The 20,568-nt window shown below is 67.7% G+C and carries 17 protein-coding genes; 8 read left to right on the top strand and 9 right to left on the bottom strand.

Annotated features, from left to right (window positions below; all coding sequences use genetic code 11):
- Nucleotides 1–129: 129 nt before the first annotated feature.
- On the bottom strand, nucleotides 130–666 hold the full coding sequence (locus C487_RS04285) for a DUF7344 domain-containing protein (RefSeq protein WP_006184456.1): 537 nt from the start codon (nucleotides 664–666) through the stop codon (nucleotides 130–132).
- Nucleotides 667–1,136: 470 nt separating this feature from the next.
- Between C487_RS04285 and C487_RS04280 the strand changes: the two genes are divergently transcribed.
- The 5 genes from C487_RS04280 to C487_RS04260 are packed head-to-tail and all read left to right on the top strand — an operon-like array spanning nucleotide 1,137 to nucleotide 6,531.
- On the top strand, nucleotides 1,137–1,727 hold the full coding sequence (locus C487_RS04280) for an acyltransferase (RefSeq protein WP_006184455.1): 591 nt from the start codon (nucleotides 1,137–1,139) through the stop codon (nucleotides 1,725–1,727).
- Nucleotides 1,724–2,947, top strand: a complete 1,224-nt coding sequence (locus C487_RS04275) for a DegT/DnrJ/EryC1/StrS family aminotransferase (RefSeq protein WP_006184454.1) — start codon at nucleotides 1,724–1,726, stop codon at nucleotides 2,945–2,947. Before C487_RS04280 ends, C487_RS04275 begins: the two co-directional genes overlap by 4 nt.
- Nucleotides 2,944–3,969: a Gfo/Idh/MocA family protein gene (locus tag C487_RS04270; protein ID WP_006184453.1), complete on the top strand. Its 1,026-nt coding sequence runs from the start codon at nucleotides 2,944–2,946 to the stop codon at nucleotides 3,967–3,969. The genes C487_RS04275 and C487_RS04270 overlap by 4 nt, the downstream gene beginning before the upstream one ends.
- Nucleotides 3,969–5,459: a nucleotide sugar dehydrogenase gene (locus C487_RS04265; protein ID WP_006184452.1), complete on the top strand. Its 1,491-nt coding sequence runs from the start codon at nucleotides 3,969–3,971 to the stop codon at nucleotides 5,457–5,459. Before C487_RS04270 ends, C487_RS04265 begins: the two co-directional genes overlap by 1 nt.
- Complete coding sequence (locus C487_RS04260) at nucleotides 5,452–6,531, top strand: glycosyltransferase family 2 protein (protein WP_006184451.1); 1,080 nt, start codon at nucleotides 5,452–5,454, stop codon at nucleotides 6,529–6,531. The genes C487_RS04265 and C487_RS04260 overlap by 8 nt, the downstream gene beginning before the upstream one ends.
- Nucleotides 6,532–6,628: 97 nt before the next feature.
- Here C487_RS04260 and C487_RS04255 read toward each other — a convergent pair whose 3' ends face one another.
- Nucleotides 6,629–6,835, bottom strand: a complete 207-nt coding sequence (locus C487_RS04255; RefSeq protein ID WP_006184450.1) for a hypothetical protein — start codon at nucleotides 6,833–6,835, stop codon at nucleotides 6,629–6,631.
- Between the two features lie 107 nt (nucleotides 6,836–6,942).
- The gene (locus tag C487_RS04250) at nucleotides 6,943–8,043 is read right to left on the bottom strand and encodes a DUF354 domain-containing protein (protein ID WP_006184449.1); all 1,101 of its coding nucleotides are present in this window, start codon (nucleotides 8,041–8,043) and stop codon (nucleotides 6,943–6,945) included.
- A gap of 162 nt (nucleotides 8,044–8,205) precedes the next feature.
- Between C487_RS04250 and C487_RS04245 the strand changes: the two genes are divergently transcribed.
- Nucleotides 8,206–9,198, top strand: coding sequence for a glycosyltransferase (locus tag C487_RS04245; RefSeq protein WP_006184448.1), 993 nt, complete (start codon nucleotides 8,206–8,208; stop codon nucleotides 9,196–9,198).
- An 88-nt stretch (nucleotides 9,199–9,286) separates the two neighbouring features.
- Here C487_RS04245 and C487_RS04240 read toward each other — a convergent pair whose 3' ends face one another.
- The 4 genes from C487_RS04240 to C487_RS04225 all read right to left on the bottom strand — a co-directional run bounded on the left by C487_RS04240 (nucleotide 9,287) and on the right by C487_RS04225 (nucleotide 13,347).
- Nucleotides 9,287–10,267, bottom strand: a complete 981-nt coding sequence (locus C487_RS04240) for an NAD-dependent epimerase/dehydratase family protein (RefSeq protein WP_006184447.1) — start codon at nucleotides 10,265–10,267, stop codon at nucleotides 9,287–9,289.
- Nucleotides 10,264–11,193: a DUF362 domain-containing protein gene (locus C487_RS04235; protein ID WP_006184446.1), complete on the bottom strand. Its 930-nt coding sequence runs from the start codon at nucleotides 11,191–11,193 to the stop codon at nucleotides 10,264–10,266. Before C487_RS04235 ends, C487_RS04240 begins: the two co-directional genes overlap by 4 nt.
- Entirely contained in the window at nucleotides 11,190–12,305 is a 1,116-nt protein-coding gene (locus C487_RS04230; RefSeq protein WP_006184445.1) for a Gfo/Idh/MocA family protein, read from the bottom strand. The genes C487_RS04235 and C487_RS04230 overlap by 4 nt, the downstream gene beginning before the upstream one ends.
- Before the next feature lie 109 nt (nucleotides 12,306–12,414).
- Nucleotides 12,415–13,347, bottom strand: a complete 933-nt coding sequence (locus tag C487_RS04225) for a polysaccharide deacetylase family protein (RefSeq protein WP_049907900.1) — start codon at nucleotides 13,345–13,347, stop codon at nucleotides 12,415–12,417.
- A gap of 269 nt (nucleotides 13,348–13,616) precedes the next feature.
- Between C487_RS04225 and C487_RS04220 the strand changes: the two genes are divergently transcribed.
- On the top strand, nucleotides 13,617–15,209 hold the full coding sequence (locus tag C487_RS04220; protein WP_006184443.1) for an alkaline phosphatase family protein: 1,593 nt from the start codon (nucleotides 13,617–13,619) through the stop codon (nucleotides 15,207–15,209).
- Here the strand turns inward: C487_RS04220 and C487_RS04215 are convergent, their stop codons facing one another.
- Both C487_RS04215 and C487_RS04210 read right to left on the bottom strand, forming a co-directional pair.
- On the bottom strand, nucleotides 15,210–16,604 hold the full coding sequence (locus C487_RS04215) for a PAS domain-containing sensor histidine kinase (RefSeq protein ID WP_049907922.1): 1,395 nt from the start codon (nucleotides 16,602–16,604) through the stop codon (nucleotides 15,210–15,212).
- Between the two features lie 116 nt (nucleotides 16,605–16,720).
- Nucleotides 16,721–18,028, bottom strand: a complete 1,308-nt coding sequence (locus tag C487_RS04210) for a hypothetical protein (RefSeq protein ID WP_006184441.1) — start codon at nucleotides 18,026–18,028, stop codon at nucleotides 16,721–16,723.
- A 359-nt stretch (nucleotides 18,029–18,387) separates the two neighbouring features.
- On the opposite strand from C487_RS04210, the gene C487_RS04205 reads away from it, so the two are divergent.
- Entirely contained in the window at nucleotides 18,388–20,181 is a 1,794-nt protein-coding gene (locus C487_RS04205) for a hypothetical protein (protein WP_006184440.1), read from the top strand.
- The last annotated feature ends 387 nt before the right edge of the window (nucleotides 20,182–20,568 follow it).

Here is a 20,568-nt window from a genome sequence, read left to right as displayed (position 1 = left end):
CGGTCCTCGGCTCGAGCGCGGGGACAGTGACTGAGGGGGAAAAGCAGGTCACGACGAGCGGGGACGACGGTATCGTCCCGACAACGAGAGGGTGACGGCTACCGCGTGGAGAGCGGACACTGACGTTGGTTAACGGCTCGGACGCCCGATCGGGAGATCGAGTCCCGGGCGACGCGAGACGTACTGTGCTGCCGAGAGCCCGAGAACGACGACGCAGACTCCCAGTGCGACGACCGGTGCGATGGACGTCGTTAGCGGGCCGATCGCGAGCGCGGAGAGCGCGAACGCGACGAGGCCGACCGTCGCGACGGCCGCGTAGAGCCGGTGCCACGACCGCCGGTCCTCGAGATGCCGGTCGAGGTAGGGTTCGAAACGGTCCCCGCTCGGCAGGAGTTCGATCTCGTGGCCGTCCGGGTCCCAGTCGACGATGCCGTGATCCTCGAGCATCGGCAGGTGGGTCTGGTACAGCGAAATGTAGACCCGCCGGCGCTGTGTACGGGTCACGTCGTCGGGGTCGGCGTCGTTCTCCCAGGCAGCCACCTGCTCGACGAGCGGTGCGAGATCGCAGGTCCCGCCCTGTCGGTTCAGGTACTGGACCGTTCGCCGTCTGCGCGCATTGCTGAACACGTCGAACAGTTTCGCTTGCGTGAGTTCGCTGTCAGCCATGTGTACCCTCCTCGTATCGGATCGGATCCCGGTCCCGTCTGACGGGTGGAGTCGGATTCCTCACAGCACACGATGCCAGACTGTGCCACTTTACTATCGCTCTGCTACCCGCCCGAAATGGTATTGTACCAGTTAGCGGCCGTGACTGACGCCTTATTCGACGGTTCGCGGATCGACGCCGGTTCGAGCGGCCGGTCGCGATCCCACGGAGCCGGGGTCCGCCGACCGTCGATTGGCCGTCTCGTCGACGCTGTAGTTCAGGGCTACGAGGCCTGCAGGCCGGGGATAACAAAGCCTCGTTACCGGCTGTTTGAGCACGATTGCCCACGCGGGTATCGATTCACTATGACAGGAATACGCGACCGATCACGATCTCGAGTAGCGGATCGAACGGACACGGCGCTGCGCTGCCGTCACGTTCGCTCGAGCGACGGCTGGGGCGGCCCCCGTTCGAACGGAGGGGAGCAGCGATGAGCGAAGCAGTACACGACATCGTCAGCGGGGACGGGTGTACGATCGACGACGGGGCAACGGTCGGCTACGGTGAGTTCGAGGAGCCGACACGGTTCGGTGACGGGGCGACGGTCAGAACGGGCTCGATCGTCTACGGCGACGTGACGATCGGCGACGAGTTCGCGACGGGCCACGACGTCCTGATTCGCGAAGGGACGACGATCGGCGACGACGTACTCGTCGGGACCAAGACGGTCATCGACGGACGGACGACGATCGGCTCACACGTCAGACTGCAGACGAACGTCTACGTGCCGACCGAGACGACGATCGGCGACAACGTCTTCGTCGGCCCGGGAGCCGTGCTGACCAACGACGAGTACCCCGTTCGAACCGACGACGGGCTCGAGGGACCGACGATCGAGGACGGCGCGTCGATTGGCGCGAACGCGACGGTGTTGCCGGGCGTGACGATCGGCGAGAACGCCTTCGTCGCGGCCGGGGCCGTCGTCACGGCTGACGTGCCGGCGGAGTGCCTGGCCGTCGGGACGCCGGCGAGCGTTCGGGAACTACCGGCACCGCTCGAGGGGGGCAACCGGCTCGCATGACCGACACCGAACCCAACCCCGAGGGCGATGCGAGCGTCGAAGCGGCCACCAGCGTCGGCGCGGGGACGGAAGCGGTCGATGCCGAGCCCGAACTCGACCGCGACGGCGCGTCGACGCCGGTTCCGATCGCCGACCCCGAACTCAGCGCCGACGCCATCGAGCGCGTCGCGTCGATCCTCGAAGCGGGGCGACTCGCCGACGGCCCCGAAGTCAGGGCCTTCGAGGAGGAGTTCGCGGACTACTGCGGGACCGCTGCTGCGGTCGCGACCGCCAACGGAACCACCGCCCTCCACGCGGCGCTCGAGGCGATCGGACTCGAAGCGGGCGACGCGGTGATCACCTCGCCGTTTTCCTTCGTGGCGAGCGCAAACGCGATTCGGCTGGCGGGCGGGACGCCCGTTTTCGCCGATATCGATCCCGAGACGTACACCCTGGACCCGGCGGACGTGGAACGCGTCCTCAACGAGCGGAACGATATCGTCGGGCTCCTTCCCGTTCACCTCTACGGGCTCCCCGCGGACATGCCGGCGCTGTGCGAGCTGGCCGCTGCACACGACCTGTTCGTCGTCGAGGATGCCTGTCAGGCCCACGGGGCGAAGATCGACGGCCGGCGCGTCGGCGAGTTCGGCGATGCCGCGTGTTTCTCGTTTTATCCGACGAAGAACATGACTACCGGCGAGGGTGGCATGATCGTCACCGACCGCGACGACATCGCCGCGCGGGCGGCGAGCTACGTCAACCACGGTCGGGAGACGGACGGGACCGGCGGCTACGAACACGTCGCCCTCGGCCACAACTACCGGCTGACGAGCGTGGCGGCGGCGATCGGTCGCACCCAACTCGAGCGCCTCCCGGCATGTAACCGCGCCAGACGCGAACACGCGGCGTACTACGACGACCGGCTCGCCGATCTCCCCCTCCAGACGCCGACGGAACCGGCGAACGCCCGGCACGTCTACCACCAGTATACGGTTCGGACCGACGATCGGGACGCCCTCGAGTCGACCCTCAGCGATCGGGAGGTCCAGACCGGCGTCTACTACGAGACGCCCATCCACCGCCAGCCGGCCTACGAAACGGTCAGCACGGCCGCCGCGTCGTTACCGCAGGCGGAACGGGCCGCCGCCGATGTCCTGTCCCTGCCCGTCCATCCCGGGCTGACCGAGCGCGACCGACGGACCGTCGCTGAAGCAGTACGCGATCACTTCACCACCCAATGAGTACGGACCACCGAACGAACGCGACGAGGGAGGAACCGATCCGGGCCGGCGTCGTCGGCGTCGGCTCCATGGGCGAAAACCACGCGCGCGTCTACGGCGAACTCGCCGGCGTCGAACTCGCCGGCGTCACCGACCGCGACGACGACATCGCTGCGGAAATGGCAACGCGATACGGAACCGAGGCGCTCGCGCTCGAGACGCTGTGTGACCGCTGCGATGTCGTGACGGTCGCCGTCCCGACGCCCGCCCATTACGAGACGGTGTCGACCTGTCTCGAGGCGGGTGTCCACGTGCTGGTCGAGAAGCCGATCGCGGAGACCGTCGAGCAGGGCTACGCGCTGGCCGAGCAGGCCCGCGAGGCGGGGTTGGTCCTCCAGGTCGGCCACATCGAACGGTTCAACCCGGCAGTGCAGACGGTCGCGGAACTGATCAACGATCTGGACGTGATCAGCGTCGAGGCCGAACGCCTCGGACCGCCGATCGATCGGACGGCCCCGGGCAACGTGGTCTTCGACCTGATGGTCCACGACGTCGATATCGTCGGCTCGCTGCTCGACGACACACCACACTCGCTGGCCGCGATGGGGACCGACAACGGGCAGTACGCCACCGCGACCATCGAGTACGACGACGTCATCGCGACGGTGACGGCGAGCCGCCTCACGCAGAAGAAGGTCCGAGCGCTTACCGTCACCGCCCGCGAGTGTCTCGTCGAGGTCGACTACCTCGAGCAGTCGGTGTTGATCCACCGCGATTCCTATCCCGAGTACGTCGCGGACGACGGCCAGCCCCGCTACCGCCACGAGAGCGTCGTCGAGCGACCCCACGTCGACAGCGGCGAACCGCTTCGCAACGAACTCGAGTCGTTCATCGAGGCCGTTCGCACCGGGTCGACGCCGACAGTCACCGCCGAAGACGGGATCGCGGCCCTCGAGACGGTCAAAGTGATCGATCGGCTCGCGACGGGACCGTCGGAAGGGACGGACGACACCCCGCCGAAAGAACGTGAGGTGGAGGTCTGATGGCGGAGCGGTCGATCGACGGGGAGCCGACGCGCCGAGCCGGGAGTCCTGGCGGGCGGGCGACCGGCGGGCTCTACGGCTCGAGTCACCCGCCGGAGCGACAGCGCGATCGGGTGACCAGCGGCGAGGTACCGGTCGCCGTCTACGGGCTCGGCAAGATGGGGCTCCCGCTCGCGGCGGTGTTCGCCGAGACGACGGGCAACGTGACCGGTGTCGATGTCGACCCCGCAGTCGTCGACACGATCGCCGGCGGCGGGAACCACGTCGTCGGCGAACCCGGTCTCGACGACCTCGTCGCCGCCCAGGTCGACGCCGGCCGGCTCGAGGCGACGACCGACGGCGAGGCGGCGGCCGCCGCGGCGCGGATTCACGTCGTCATCGTCCCGACGCTGCTGGACGACGAGAACGAGCCGGACCTGACGACCGTCGAGTCGGTCGCCGACGATATCGCGGCTGGACTCGCCCCTGGAGACCTGGTGATCGCCGAGTCGACGCTGCCGCCGGGGACCTGCCGCGACGTCCTCCAGCCCCACCTCGCGAGCGAGAGCGGGCTTGCGCCCGACGAGTTCGGACTCGCGTTCTGTCCGGAACGCACGTCCTCGGGGACGGCGCTGCGGGACATCCGCGGCCAGTACCCCAAGGTCGTCGGCGGCGTCGACGCCGAGAGCACTCGGGCCGCAGCGATCGTCTACGACGAACTCTCGGACAACGACGTCCACCCGGTTTCGGACGCGACGACCGCGGAAGCGGTCAAAGTGTTCGAAGGACTCTACCGTGACGTAAACGTCGGCCTGGCGAACGAACTCGGCCGTCTCGCGGACGAGTTCGGGATTTCCGTTCGCGAGGCGATCGACACGGCAAACGACTTGCCCATGTGTCAGTTGCACGATCCCGGTCCGGGCGTCGGCGGGCACTGTATTCCGTACTATCCGCACTTCCTGCTCGGCCGAACCGACGAGCCGCTGGCCGTGACTGGAACTGCTCGCCGCGTCAACGACGAGATGCCGTCGGTCGTCGCCGACCGCCTCGAGCGGGAACTCGAGCGGGCCGGGACGGCCCTCGCGGACGCGTCGGTCGTCGTCCTCGGGCTCACGTACCGCCCCGGCGTCGAGGAGACCCGTGCCTCGCCCGCGCTGGGTCTCATCGACGCCCTCGACGAGCGCGGTGCGGACGTTGCCGGCGTCGACCCGCTCGTCGATCCGGCCGACTACGGCGCGCGACCGGTCGCGATCGACGGGCTGGCCGCGGAGTCGTTCGACGCCGCCGTGATCGTCACGCCCCACGCGGCGTTCGATCGGATCGACTGGGATGCACTCGAGCCGATGACGGTCGTCGACGGCCGGGACGCGGTCGACCTCTCGGAGACGGCTCATCGGGAGTACGACCTGGCTGGCTCGAGCGACGGACGGCCGCCGAGCGGAGCGCGCGGCGACTCGGGGAGCCACCGTGAAGCGTCGCGGGCGACGCCGGGCGGAGAGAACGATGTATAAGGGGCACCGGATCGGCGTCGTCGTCACGGCATACGACGAGGCGTCGTTCGTCGGCCGCGTCATCGAGACGGTGCCCGACTTCGTCGACCGGATCTACGCCGTCGACGACCGATCGCCCGACGACAGTTGGGCGGTCATCAGGCGGGTCGCCGAGCGGGTCAACGAGGACGCCGAGGGCGAACCACTGCCGGACGTCGCGGTGGCCGACGGCGGCGACGACCGGCGCGTCGTCCCGATCCGCCACGAGGAGAACCGCGGTTACGGCGCGGCGGTCAAGACGGGCTACCGCCGCGCCGCCGAGGACGGGATGGACGTCGTCGCCGTGATGAACGGCGACGGGCAGATGGACCCCGCCATCCTCGATCGGATCGTCGACCCAGTCGTCACCGGCGAGGTCGAGTACGCCAAGGGCAACCGGCTGCTCCGGCCCGAGGATCGCGATGGCATGTCGACGTTTCGCTTCGTCGGCAACGCCATGCTCACCGGCCTCTCGAAGTTCGCCTCGGGCTACTGGTCGATCGGCGACCCCCAGAACGGCTACACCGCTATCTCGCGGACCGCGATCGAGGACCTCGATCTCGAGGCGATCACCGATCAGTACGGGTTCCTCAATCACCTGTTGACACACCTCAACGTGGCCGGCTTCCGCGTCGCGGACGTCCCCATGTCGGCCGTCTACGGCGAGGAGGAGAGCAGCATCGAGTACGTGTCGTTCGTGCGGTTCGTCTCCCTCCTCTTGCTCCGGAGCTTCTGCTGGCGGCTCGCGAACCGGTACGTGATCCGGTCGTTCAATCCGGCCGTCGTCTACTACGGTGCCGGCACGATCGGCCTGGCCGGCGGCCTGACCGGGCTCGTCGGCTCGGCCGTTCGGACGGCTCGAGGCAAGGACGGCGTCACGGGGGCGATCGCCGCGAGCATCGCCGCGCTACTCGGACTCCTCGCGCTCGGTACCGCCATCCGACTCGACGCCGAGGCGAACGCGGACCTCGAGCGCCCGTGTCCCGAGCGGGCGATGGCGAACCGGGAGCGGGAGCGAGACGGGCGAGCGCCGGCACGGGACGGCTCGAGGTAACCGCGCCGGGCGACGCGGCTTTCGATGCGGAACGCGGGCGCGCTCGTGGTCGGCTCTCGGGGCGAGACCCGCGGGCCGACCACGAACCGGCCGGCAGCTACTCGATCGAATACGTCACGATGTCCTCGCTCTCACAGGCGGGACAACGGGTCGTTCCGTCCGAGACGTTCGTCCCGCAGTCGCGGCACTCGTGGACGACCGTAACCGACGGGGCGTTGTCGCCGCTCTCGCGGGGAGCATCGGGGGAGTCAGTCGCGGACTCAGTCCCGGAGAGCAGGTGATCGAGGAGTGTGGAGAGGCTCATAGAACAGGGAGCGTATCGGCTCTTTTCCGGAGATGAATAAAAGTGTTTTGTGTAACCTTATAGGACACTATCGTTCGTGAAGAACCAGGACTGAGAGTCGAGACACGTCACATCGACCGCGAACGAGGCTGCAGGACGCGCTTGGTCGACCGGTCGAGTCGCTTCAGTTCCCCGCGGGACTGCGCTACGTCGACGAGCAGTTCGGTGAGGTTGACGAGGTCGGCCGTGTACTCGCGTCGCCGCGCTCGCCAGCGGTCGCTCGCACCGTCGTCGGCGAGGATCTCGAGGGAACGCGTCCGAACCGCGTCGTACTCGTCGAACTGTTCGGCCAGGCCGGCGCGCTCGAGTTCCCGGAACTCGCCGTACTCGTGGTCGTCGGTCCCACGGTAGCGAAAGGCGGGCGTTCCGAGCAGGGCGGCTTCGTTGACCATCGTTCCGGTGTCGGCGACCAGCAGCGAGGCCTCGGCCATGGCGTCGTGGATCAACGCGGGGTGGAGGTCATAGGACCGAGCGGGGAGGTCCCGGAGGGTCATCTCGTCGCCCTCGTCGGAGACGAAGACGGTCGCCACCTCGCTCAGCCGTTCGACTAGATCCCGTCGCTGTTCGGGACGGAACCCCTCGAGATCGGCGTCGTGGAGCGCGTCGAGCGCGTTGAATCGGACGATGACGTACGGTTCGTCCGGATCGACGTCGAGGTACTCGCGAACGTCGTCGTTCGCCTCGAAAACGTCGGGGTGGAGATAGGCACATTCCTTGAAGCCGTCGAAGGTATAGTGTGCGTCGCCGAGATCGCGACGCGTCACGGCCGGGGAGATGATACAGTCGGCGAACGGTCGCGACACGGTGTGGTTGAAATCGCCGGGTTCGTCGTCGAGGACGAGAACGACCGGTGTCCGCGAAACCGTGCCGGCGTAGGCGGCGTAGGGACCCCGACCGAAGACGACATCCGGATCGAACCGGATCGCTTCGATCCCGATCGTCAGGAACTGGCCACCCAGTTCGCGGGCGAACCCTACCCGCGAGTAGCCTTCGGTTTCGTGGTCGCCGTACACTCGGTAGGGCATGTCGAAATAGTCGAGTAGATCGGTCGTACAGGCGTACTCCCGAGTCAACACGAGCACGTCGTGTCCCGCCCGCTCGAGGCGGTCGACGGCGTGTCGATACAGGTGCACGTGTGCGGGCGTATTGGCCAAGACGAGGAGCCGCATCGACGCCGACTACCGGGCCTCGACCCTTTGTAATAGCATCGCTACGGGGACAGTCGGTCCGAAGTCACCGTCTACGGACGGTTCGTCTAGCTGTACGTGAAGAAAACTCGCGTGCCTGCACGGATAACAAAGCGGCCCCGCTGCGTCGAGTCGGCCACCGAGATGCACGTCCTCACGCTCACCACGAACGCCGACGCTCCCTTCATGACCCAGCAGCTGGCGGCGCTTGAGGAGCGGGGCGTTTCCGGGACCACGATATCGGTGGCCGGCGAGGTCGATGCCGACACCGATCGGTCGCCGGCGGATTACGTGCGGACCGTTCCGCGGGTCCTCCGAGAGGCCCGAAACGGCTACGACCTGATCCACGCCCACTACGGGCTGACGGCACCGATGGCGCTCGCACAGTTCCGGCAGCCGGTCGTCCTCTCGCTGTGGGGATCGGACGTGTACGGACCCGCCGCCCCCGTCAGCCGGCTCTCCGCGCCGTTCTGCGACGCGGTCGTCGTCATGTCCGAGGGGATGCGCACCGCCCTGGGCCGCGAGTGTACGGTGATCCCCGACGGGGTCGACCTCGAGAAGTTCCGGCCGGAGCCACAGGACCGAGCGAAAAAACGGGTCGGCTGGGACGACGACGCGGACGCGTATGAGATATTGTTTCCGTACTCGCCCGCACGCGGAGTGAAAAATTATTCTCGCGCAGAGCGCGTCGTGACCGTCGTCGACAACCTCCTCGAGCGCCGGGTGCGGCTCCGAACCGTCTACGGCGTCGACCACGACGCCGTGTCGGACTACATGAACGCCGCCGACGCGCTCCTGTTGACCTCCGACAGCGAGGGGTCACCGAACTCGGTGAAGGAGGCCCTGGCCTGCAACCTCCCCGTCGTCGCCGTCGATGTCGGCGACGTTCGGGAGCGCCTGGCCGGCGTCACCCCCTCGCACGTCGCAGCGACCGACGAGGACCTGATCCGCGGGTTGATCGACGTCCTCGAGCGCGGGGAGCGATCGAACGGCCGCGAGGCCGCCCGCGAGGTGAGCATCGACCGGACCGCGGACCGACTGCTCGCGGTCTACGAGCGGGTCGCCGGCACGACGAGCGAGACCGAGGCCGGCGGCGAGACGCGACACACGGGGGGAGCCGCGGGCCGAATCGAGTGAGTGCCCGAACGGGATCGCGTGGTACGGACGGTCGAAAGCGTCTGCCGAGACCGATCGGCCGACCCGCACTTCGATCGAACGCGATCGACTACCCGACTGCCGTTCGATACCACGCCATGGTCTCGGGCAGGTGGGCCTCGAGCGGCCGGTACTCGTACCCCAGTTCCTCGCTGGCTTTCTTCGAACTGTAGAACAGCCGCCGGGTTGCGAGGCGGGCCATGTCCCGATCGAACGGAAACACGCGCCGATCGGCGACGGCGTCGACGACCTCGGCGACGGGGCCAGCGGCGTGGATCGCCGTCGCAGGAACGCGGATTCGAGCGGGCGAGCCGTCGACGGCGTTGGCGATCCGGGAGACGGCGCTGTCGTAGGTGAGGTTCTCGCCGCCGAGGATGTAGTGATCGCCGCTGGTTCCGCGGTCGTACGCGGCCAGGAGGCCGTCGACGACGTCCGAGACGCCGACGATGCTCAGGCCCCCGGGGAGGTAGACGGGCATCGTCATATCGACGCCCATCGAAAGCAGTTGAGCGGTGAACGCCTCGTCCCCGGGGCCGAAGATCGAGGTCGGGTGAACGGTCACGGCATCCCCGTCAGCGTCAGCATACCGATCGACCAGGGCCGCCGCCTCGGCTTTCGCGGCCTGATAGGCCCCGATCGGCTCGGCCACGTCCGTCTCGTCCGCAACGCTGTCGTCTCCCTGCGGACGGCGCGTCCCGGCAGTACTGGTGAACACCACCCGTCCCACGTCGCCGTCACGACAGGCCTCGAGCACCCGTTCCGTCCCGTCACGGTTGACCGCCCAGACGGTCTCGGGGTCGGCGCTCCAGAGGCCGACCCCGGCGAGGTGGAAGACGGCGTCGGCCCCGTCGACGAGTTCCCGCAGCGTCTCGCCGTCGAAGATATCGCCGACGAACCAGTCGACGCCACAGCGGTCGCCCCGATCCGAGGTCGGCCGGCTGAGTCCGCGAACCGTCCAGCCCTCCTCGAGCAGGCGCTCACAGAGCCGCGAGCCGAGGAACCCGGTCGCTCCGGTGACCGCCGCCGTCCCCGGTTCGATCCCCCCGGTCATCGGTCGCCCTCGAGTTGCGGCGGGACGGCGTCGCCGGCCACCGCCGCGTAGACGCGGTAGGCAGTCGACACGGCAGGATGGGTGTCGTCCGCCGGGGGGAGCTCGCCGTCGGGGATTCGCGCTCGCAGCGCCTCGAAGTCGGCGTCGCCCGTGACGGAGATCGGCCCGCGGTCGCCGCGTGCGGTCTCGAGCGCCCCGTCGGCCGCGAGCGAGCGGCCGAGCAAGGTGGTCGCGACGGCGTCGACGGCAGGGGCCGAGCCCGCGAACAGCGCGTTCCCCGCGACGGGGTCGCCGCCGTAGGCGGTCGTCGCATCGAGGACGGCGACCGCGGGATCGATCGCCCGCGTCGCCGCGACAGGGGCTCGATCGGGTCCCGTGTCACAGTCGACGAGAGCAGCGAGCGTCCGCATCGCACCCGCGACCGGCCCGTTCTCGGTCGGCCGGAGCGACGGAACCACGACCACGGCCCCCTCGGCGAGGCGGTTGGGGACCGAGAGCGCGATCGGCTCGTCCGCGACCGCACAGACGTCACCAGTGTGCGAATCGTCGGCGAGATCGACGAGCGACGCCTCGAACCGCTCGAGAAGACTCTCGTAGCCGAGGTACCGCGCCGTCCGGTCGAACGAGATGCGGTCGTCGCTCGCGCCGGCGACCGCGACGTCGGCACCCGTCTCCCGCTCGAGACGGGCGACGACCGCGCCGACGACGGCGGGATCGGTGACCATGCCCGACGACGGGTGGAAGGGGTAATGTGCGTCGGGAACGAGCGTCACCCGGTCGGCCTCGGCGAGCGTCTCGAAGGCGGGCTCCAGAACGGTTCGAACCGGCGACTGGAGCGCGGCCATGCGGGCGTCGACATCGGGAATCCAACCGCCGCGGCGTTCGGCGGCGTCGACGGCGGCCGCGCGGACCGGTGCGGTGCTCACGGGGACACCTCCGGGGTTTCGAGGCCGTCGATATCGCCTGCGTCGTCGCCCTCTGCGGCGAGGTCGTAGGCCGTTTCCGCGAGTGCGATCGCTCGCCGGCCGTCCGTACCGTCGACCGGCGGCCGCTGGCCCTCCCGAATCGCGTCACAGAAAGCAGCCAGGGCGTCGTAGTGGGCCTGCAGGTAGAAGGTCGGACCGAAGACGTCCGGCTCGTCGCTCGTGAGCCGGCTCGCGACGTTCGACAGCGCGGCCGTCGCCGCGCCGGCGTAGAAGTTCGCCGGCAGGTGCTCCCGATTGCTGATCGTCCCCGTCACGCCCTCGAGACGCAGCCGGGTGTTGACTTCCGGGAGCTGTTCCCACTGATAGGTACCACAGTGGAGCGTGATCGTCGTGCCCGTCTCCGGCGCGTCCATGAGCACGGTGGCGGCGTCCTCGGCCTCGGTCTCGAGCGTCCGCCCCATCGAGGCGTCCCTGACCTCGAGGTCGCCGAACAGCCACTCGAGGACGTCGAAGCAGTGGACGCCGAGTTCGACGAGGGAGCCGCCGCCGGCGGCGTCGGGGTCCATGGGCCACTCCGGTGGCGCGTCACCGGCCGGGGGCCGACCGAGTGGATGGTCGTTGAGCCGCGTGATCGAGGCGTATGGAACGTGCCCCACGCTGCCCTCGTCGTAGGCCTCCTTGACACCCATCATATCCGGCTGGTAGCGCAGCGTGTGGTCGACGCCGACGGCGATCCCGGCCTCGCGGGCGATCTCGAGCAGCCGATCGGCCTCCGCCGTCGAGCGCGCGAGCGGTTTCTCGACGAAGACGTCGACACCGGCCTCGGCGGCCCGCTCGACGGCGTCGGCGTGGAGGAAAGGCGGCAAGGCGACGACGGCCGCGTCGAGGGCTTCCGCGTCGAGCAACGCCTCGTAGTCGTCGTAGGTGCGGGAAACGCCGGCGCTCCGGGCTCGAGCGCGATTCTCCGGCCGTACGTCGGCGGCCGCGACGACCTCGACGGCCGGCATCGCGACCGCCGATTTCAGGTGTACCATGCCGATGTTGCCGACCCCGAGGAGGCCCAGCGAGAGGGCATCCGAATCGGTCCATCGATGTAAAAACGGTCGTGCCATCTGCCCGCATTCGGCGGGCTGCGGGCTTTGTTATCGTCGCCGTACCCGCCCGAGCGGACGAGTAGCGGACGCATTCGGCCGCCTGCGGGCACCGTCGACTGGGCCGCGATTACCGTCGGCTCGCCGTCGCCCGTTCGGCGCTACTCCGGGGACCCGCGACGCGACTGGCGACATCGGCCATCGTCTCGACGGTGAGGTCGGTCGCCGACCGCTGGCGATCGAGGTACGACAGGATCGCCCGCATGCGGCGGTCGTCCCGCTCGTGGGTCAGGTTGTTCGGATGGAGCCACATGTGAAAGAGCCCGTCAGTGCGCGCCGCCTCGTCGATTCCGCGGCGAGCCAGGGCGACCATCGGGTCCGCCCAGATCGACTCGGCGACGGTCCGCGCCGGCCCCTCGAACCCGAAGAGGAACATCGAGGCTGGCACGTTGACCAGGCCGTACTCGTCGACGGTCGGTTCGACCAGCATCGAACGGTCGCGAATCGTCGAGTCGAAGACGCCCCGAACGCCGTCCCTGGTCGGCGACCGCCCACGGTAGGCCGTCACACCGTGGTCGGCCAACACGTCTCGGTGTCCCACGTCGTTGCGCGGATAGACGAACGAGTCGATCGACTGGTTCCAGTCGGCCGCGAGGTCGCGGCTGCGCTCGAGTTCGGCGTCGGCGAGTTCGCGGTCCGTCTCCGGGTGGCCGAACAAGACGTGCGAAAAGGAGTGGCTGGCGAACTCGTGGCCGGCGTCGGACGCGAGTACGTCGGCGACGAGGGCAGGACCGAACCGGAGGTCTTCGCGGTCGGCCCACGCGTTCCGTTCGCGCTCGAACCAGCCGTCGGGGGCCGGATGATCGGCGTGGGTCCCGTCACAGGACTCGAGCATGAGGTGGCCGACGACGGCCCACGTCGCCGGGACGTCGAATTCCTCGAGCAAGTCAATCATGACCGACCAGCCGCGGCGGCCGGCTTCGACGCGGTCCGCCGGCGGCGTGGCAAAATCGTGAAAGCCCCAGCCGAGTTCCGCGTCGAGCGACATTACGACGCTACCCACGGATCCCACCACGATTGCATGCGTCTCATATCCGGACCGTCGTGGGCGGGTGGCTTTGTTATGGATGTCCTGTTTGGCCGGCGGCTGACGACCGCGAGCCGTGCGAGGCGAGCGAGGGTCAACGAGACCGCCTCGCACACGAACCGACGAGTTAACGCCACCGAACAGCGACGGCTCGAGGCGGCCGTTGGCTGAAACCGCTCTATAACAAAGCGCTCACTCGGCAACCGCCCGGACAACAGGCGTCTTCGACGTCTCATACAACAAGCATGAGCGGATCTACGACTTCCTCCGAGCGAGCGTTCGTGCTCGGACTCGACGGCGTGCCGTGGAGACTCATCGAGCAATGGAGCGACGAGGGTATCCTCCCGAACTTCGCTCGGATGCGCGAAGCGGGTGCATCCGGAACGCTCGACAGCACTCGTCCGCCGACGACGCCGCTCGCGTGGCCGTCGATCGCCACGGGCGTGTGGCCGGACAAACACGGAATTTACGGCTTCCAGAACCTCTCGTCCGAATACAGCCACGAGATGTATACGAGCCGCGATCTCGCACAGCCGGCCCTCTGGGATCAACTCGGGCCGGCCCACGTCGGAAACGTCCCGATGACGTATCCGGCCCGCGAGATCGACGGCACCATGGTCACGGGGATGATGACGCCCTCGACGGACCGGGAGTTTACCCATCCGCCGGAGCTGCAAGCCGAGATCGACTCCCGGATCCCGAACTACGAGATCAGCCTCGACTATCCCGAGTACGCCGACCGGCCGGACGACTTCGAGGACGCCGTCGACGATGTCCTCGCGAAACGCCGCGACCTCATGGAGATCCAGATGGACCGCGCCGGCGACGACTGGCAGCTGTTCTTCTTCGTCTACACCGCGCCCGACCGGTTCCAGCACCTCATCTGGGACATGGACCGACTGCGCGCCCACTACGCGCAACTCGACGAGATACTCGGCGATGTGATGGCGTACACGGACGACCACGACGCGGACCTCTACGTCGTCTCCGACCACGGTTTCGGCCCGATCGAGGGACTCGTCTACGTCAACCGCATCCTGGAGCAGGAGGGGTACCTGTTCCGGCGCGAGGACGAGGGCACCCGCGGAGCGCTCGCGAGCCTCGGCATCTCTCGCGACGCCATCACCGGGGCGCTCAACCGGGTCGGCATCACCGAGGAGACCCTCGTCCAGTCGCTGCCCCGGCGGCTGGTCGACTCCGTCGCCGAGCAGATTCCCGGCGATCACGCCCTCTACGACGTCGACTACGACCGTACCGTCGCCTTCGTCCACGACACGGGCAACTGCTATATCAACGACACGGAGCGTTTCGACAGCGGCATCGTCTCGCCGAGCGAAGTGCCGGAGATAAAGGCCGATCTCAGGGCCGCGTTCGAGTCGGCCACCGACGACGACGGCGATCCGCTGCTGGTCGTCCACGACGGGGACGATCTGTTCCCGACGGACGAGGGATCGCCGGATCTGGTGGTCTGTGGCCGCGGTGTTTACGAATCCCGCAGCGGGATGGCAACCGAGGTCCGTGGCGAGACGGGGACCTACGACGCGAGCCATCGCAACGACGGGATCGTCCTCTGTCGCGGCCCGTCGATCGCGTCCGGCGCGACCCTGCGCGGGGCTCGAGTGGTCGACATCGCGCCGACGCTGCTACACGGGATCGGCGAGCCAGTACCGGACAACGCGGACGGGCGGGTGCTCTTCGACGCCTTCGACGACGAGAGCGCGCCGGCCGCGACCAAGGTCGAGCGGACGACGGTGGGTCGGATCGAGAGCGACGAGGCGGTCGACGAGGACTTCGACGACGTGGCGGACCGGCTGAAGGGACTTGGCTATATGGAGTGATCAGGACCGACTGCGCGGCACCGTCACGGTGATCGTGTTGCCGTTCTCGGCTCGGTCGAAGGCGATACGGCCCCCGGAGAGATCGACGGTCCAGTAGACGAGCCACAGCCCCAGTCCGGACGTGTGATAGACGTCGTTCATCTTCCAGTCGCCAGTCAGGACGCGAAACTCGACCTCCGGAATCGGCGGGCAGTTGTCTCGAACGACGATATCGACCGTTTCCGGGGTGGAGCGGACGGTAACGGACAGCTCCGGCTGACCGTCGGGTTCGTGCCGGGCGGCGTTCTCGAGGAGTTCCGCCACGGCCAACTCGATCTCGTGGAGGGTGGTCGCGGTCGCCGACGCCGGCAGCGTCGTTTCGATCGTCGCGGACGGATACCGCTCCCGGGTCGTCTCGACCGCGTCAGTGACGACCGCGACGAGATCGATCGGCTCCGGCACGGCCCGGTCGGTGAGTAGTTCGATGATGTCGCGTTGTTTGTCCGCGCTCTCGAGGAGATTCCGGCCCTGGGTGCGGATGATCTCCGCCCGCCCACGAGACGCCGTATCGCCCTCCCGGGCGATACACTCGGCGTTGCCGAGGATGACGGCCATGTCGTTGCGCAGGTTGTGCCGGAGCAGGTTGTCCATGACCGCGAGCTGGCGTTCCCGTCGCCGCCGGTCGGTGATGTCTCGAGAAAAGCCGACGATGCGGACGACCTCGCCGTCCTCGATGATCGGTTCGGAGCGGACCCAGACCCAGTGGCTGTACTCCGCATCCGGGTTGACGCGATACTCCACGTCGACGGATTCGCCGGCCGAGGCGCGATCCATCGCCTCTCGGACGCACGGGATGTCGTCGGGATGAACGACCTCGAGGAACTGCCGGGGGTCGGCCTTGAGGTCGGCGACCGGCTGACCGAAGATGTCCTCGTAGGCCGGGTTGACGAACAGCAGTTCCGACCAGTCGCCGTTGAACATCCACAGCACGTCGCCGACGGTGCCGGCGATCGTTCGCAGTCTGCTCTCGGCGTCGCGGCGTTCCTGCTCCGCGGTCACCTGATCGGAGATATCCCGCGAACTGACGACGTAGCCGTCGAGCGCCGCATCCGGCAGGTTCGTCACGCGACTCTCCAGCCACACCCACTCGCCGTCCGCGGTCGCGTGGCGATAGCGGACCGTCGCCGACGCGCCCGTCGCACTGACCTGCTCGAGCCGATCCGCGACGGCCCGCCGGTCGTCGGGGTGGATGTACGCCGCGGACTGCTCGCCGACGAGGTCCGCCGGCTCGTAGCCGAGGATCGGGTCGCTCGCCGCGTTGAGGTAGACGTAGGTGCCGTCCGTATCGACGATGGCGAGTTTGTCTTGGGCGTGCTCGAGCAGGACGGAAGCCATATCGCCGAGTTCGACGGTCATCGCGATACTGTGGGACAGTTTCCCGTAGCGAAGCAAAAGCGTGGTGGGAGTGCGACCGGACGCAGGCGGAACGACGCGGCTCGAGCGGGTGCCCGATCGAGGCGGCGGAGCCGACGCTATCGATCCGAACGGACGCGTTGCAGGCCGGTTTTCGCCGCCACCCAGGCCGGGTACACGGTGTTGTAGACGGGTGCGGGGGCGTTTCTCGCGCCAGCACGGAGGAGCCGATGGGTGAGCGGCGGTTCGGAGGCCGAAATCAGGTCGTCCAGATCGACGCCAGCGAGCCACTCGAAGAAGGCCCGTTCGGCCGGCGTGGCCGGGTCCGTGTCGCGGGCACGCTCGCGGATGTCCGCCCACATGTGACGCTCGTCCTGGCCGAGCACCCACTCGCCACGCTCGAGCGACCGCCGGAGCCGACGGTAGTCCCCCTCGGCGAACGGATAGCCGTGATCGGCCGGCTCGAGGCCCGAAAGGCGAAGTCCGACAGCGGTGCGGTAACACTTTTCACACTCGCCGCAGTTTCCGTCCATGCGGTCGTTACAGGTCTGGAGTCGCAGCGTCGGCTCCTCGCTGCGGACGTAGTCGGCGATGGCATCGAGGCGCTCCTGTCGGGTGAGTTCGTAGCCGTCGTGGTGACACCGTGTCCCGGTCCACCGGACGCGCTCGTCGATATCGGGGCGCGAGCCCCATTCGAGGTCGATGCCGTCCCAGTGAGTCGCGGCGACGTAGAGATCCGTCAGCCCACGCGCGTAGGCCATCGGGGCACAGAGACCGAGCAGCCCCAACCCGTGGCCGACGGAACTGTACCAGCCGCCGTCGACGTGCCGTTTGTAATGGGCCAACAGCATCGCATGGTCGAGAAACGAAAGCATGTTCGACTCGACGAACGCGGTCTCACAGTCGTGATCGTCGGCGAACCGCGAAACGCGCGTTCGCAGCGCGTCCCACTTCTCGTCGTCGTCGGGGCTGGGGGTAATCGTCCAGCCCCGAATGCTGATCAACGTCGGCGACTCCTCGCGGTGGCGGACGTACGAACACGTCGAGTCGACGCCGCCGGTAAAGAGCAGTCCGCTCCCGTCGCTCGGCTCCGGTTCCGGGTCGATGGTCCGCCGCGCGTAGAGGGTCCCACCGTCGAGGAAGTCGTGCATCTCACACAGGGTCGTCTTCACGTCCGCGAGGGCGCGCGCGAACGTCGCGTCGACCTCGTCGACGTAGATATCGGCCCCGTTGGCCCACGCGACGGGACAGACCTGCGCGAGGACCGGGATCGCGAGCACGCCGTCCGGAACGGCCGCGATCGGGACGTCGTAGTCGGTTCGGAACGATTCGTCGGTGAAGAACCGCTCGAGGTCTGACGTGGCTCGAATCGAGCACTCGAGGGTTCCACTGTCGGCCGTCAGTCGGTCGATAAGGATCGATGACATAGTGAAGACATCTCGCGCTCGAGTGAGCGGACCACGACCGACTACAAAAACGACCGGAACCGTTGATCGATCAGCGCTCGAGAAATGCATCCATAGCTGACTGTCCCGACTCGATAGGGACGGAATACTTCGGCTGCGGCGGTCCCCGCTCGCCCCGTTTGCAGCCGAACGAACGCGGCGCACGCGCTCGAGAGGGGTCTGCAGGGCAAACGTCCGGGCGGGACGCCGGCCGTACGGCGTGGAGCTCGCCTCCCGATATGGTTTCGAGGGTAGGTGCCGGATAACAAACCCCGACAGCGTCGACGACTGGCTCGAGAGATGCGTACCGAGACTGGCCCGGACGAGCGCGGTGGGATGAAATGAGACGATCGACGCTCAACGTGACGGTCGCGGTCGGGTTTCTCGCAGTCGCGGTCGGCACCCTGATCGCGAGAGCGAACCCGGCGACGGCCTACGAATCCTCGGTTTACGTGGGCTCGCCGACGATCACCTGGGTCGTGTTCGCGTTCGCGCTCGCAATCGCAGTCGGGACGACCCTGTCCTGTCGGGGTCGCCGACAGGGGTACGGGATCGTGCTGGGCGGGACGACGGTGATCGCCATCGTGAGTCTCCCGGTGATCCGGAACTATCGCTTCGCCGGGATGGGCGACGCGATGACGCATCTGGGCTGGACCCGAGACATCGTGTCCGGGGGAACCGCGCCCCACGAACTGTTCTATCCGGGGTTACACGCCATTGCAACGGTGTTTCACGTCGTCGGCGGCGTCCCGATCGAACGCGGGCTCCTGATCGCGATGGTCGTGCTCTTCGTTCCGTTCGTCGTCTTCGTTCCGCTCGCCGTCCGCGATATTGCGGGCAGCGGACTGGCGGTCGGACTGTCCGCGATCGTCTCCTGGATGGTCCTCCCAGTTAACAACATCGCGACGTTCATGGGCGTTCATACCAACTCGAACGCACTCTTTCTGGTTCCGCCCGTCGTCTTCGCGCTCGTCGCCTACCTCCGGCGTCGGTCGATGGTCGAACGACTCCCGCTCGGGCTATCGCCGTTCAGCGTCCTCGTCTATCTGACCGGCCTCACGCTCCTGTTGGTCCACCCCCAGCAGATGTTCAATATCATCGTCCTCGTCGCCGCGATCAGCGGCGTTCAGTTCCTCGCTCGCCGACGGTTCGACGAGCACCCGATGCTCGAGCACCCGACGACGTACACACACACGATCGTCCTCGGTGGAATGTTCGGGCTCTGGGCGCTCGGGAACGAACGGTTTAGAAGCGCCGCGTCCGGGCTAGTGTACGGGCTGCTCTCGCAGGACGTCGGTGCCGGGGCCGAGGTCGACCAGCGAGGATCGTCGCTGACCGACATCGGCGGGAGCCTCGCCGAGCTCTTCGTGAAGATGTTCCTCGATGCCGCGATCATCGGACTTCTCGTCGGCCTATTCATCCTGGCCGTCTGGCTCGGTCGGACGAGCCTCGACGCCGAGAACAGATCCTTCGTCAACTACGTCAGCTTCGGACTCATTCCCTTGGGTGGCCTGTTCGGGGTGTACTTCGTCGGAACGCCCACGATGGCGTTCCGACAGGTCGGCTTCATCTACGTCCTCCTGACGATCCTTGCCGGAATCGCGCTGGCACAGGTTACCGGCGGGCTCTCGAGCGTGCTCACGAGACCGGGAGCAAACGCGGTCACCGCGCTGGTGCTCGGCTGCTGTCTGGTGCTCGGGTTGCTCACGGTGTTCGCGTCGCCGCTGATCTACAACCCGGGCCAGCACGTGACTCCCGAAATGATGAGCGGCTACGAGGACGGTCTGGATCACGGGGCCGAGGGCGTTCCCTACGCGGGTATGGGGTACGACCCCTACCGGTACGATCACGCGATCAACGGTATCCCGGGCGGCGGCGAGACCGTTGGTGGCGCGTCGGCGGCCACGGGAACTGTCAACGCGACCGTGTTCTCGGCGGGCAACTACAGCGGGGCCTATCCGACCGACGAGTACTACTTCGTCTTCACGGAGTGGGACAGAACGAAAGAGATCGACGTCTATCAGGAACTCAACTACCGCGAAGCCGCACTCGAGGGGCTCGACACCGACCCGGCCGCGAACAAGGTCGTCTCGAACGACGAGTTCGAGATGTACGCTATCAGTAGCAGGCCGTAGCGACGCTCCCGTTCCGCAGGCCGCTGCTGCCACTGTTGATCGGGGCGGGCGAGTTTCGGCCGCCGCCAGCTCCCGGCCCCACGATGAATGAGATGTGCCGATTCCTCCTCGCGCACGCGAGCACGTTCGAGTCCTCACCGTGACGGGACGCGCCGTCGACTCGAGACCGCTGTCGGCACTCCTCGCTGGTGGTCTCCGCTCCGTCGGGACTGACGCATCTCGTCCGAGCCCCCGAGACCGGTCGAAGCGGCCGGTAAGAACTGCTTACGACTCGAGAAAGACGATGCTGTCCGTCCGAAACGGTGTCGGCGATACCGAACGCCGCTTTCGTCTTCCCCGTCGGGTTCGAGGTCGAGAGCGCCTCTCCGCTCGACACGCGCTCGTTTC

It is taken from the genome of Natrinema pallidum DSM 3751, from assembly GCF_000337615.1.
GTDB classification, from domain to species: Archaea; Halobacteriota; Halobacteria; order Halobacteriales; family Natrialbaceae; genus Natrinema; species Natrinema pallidum.
Note: the sequence above shows the minus strand (reverse complement) of the source record. Positions and strands in the feature narration are given on the sequence as shown.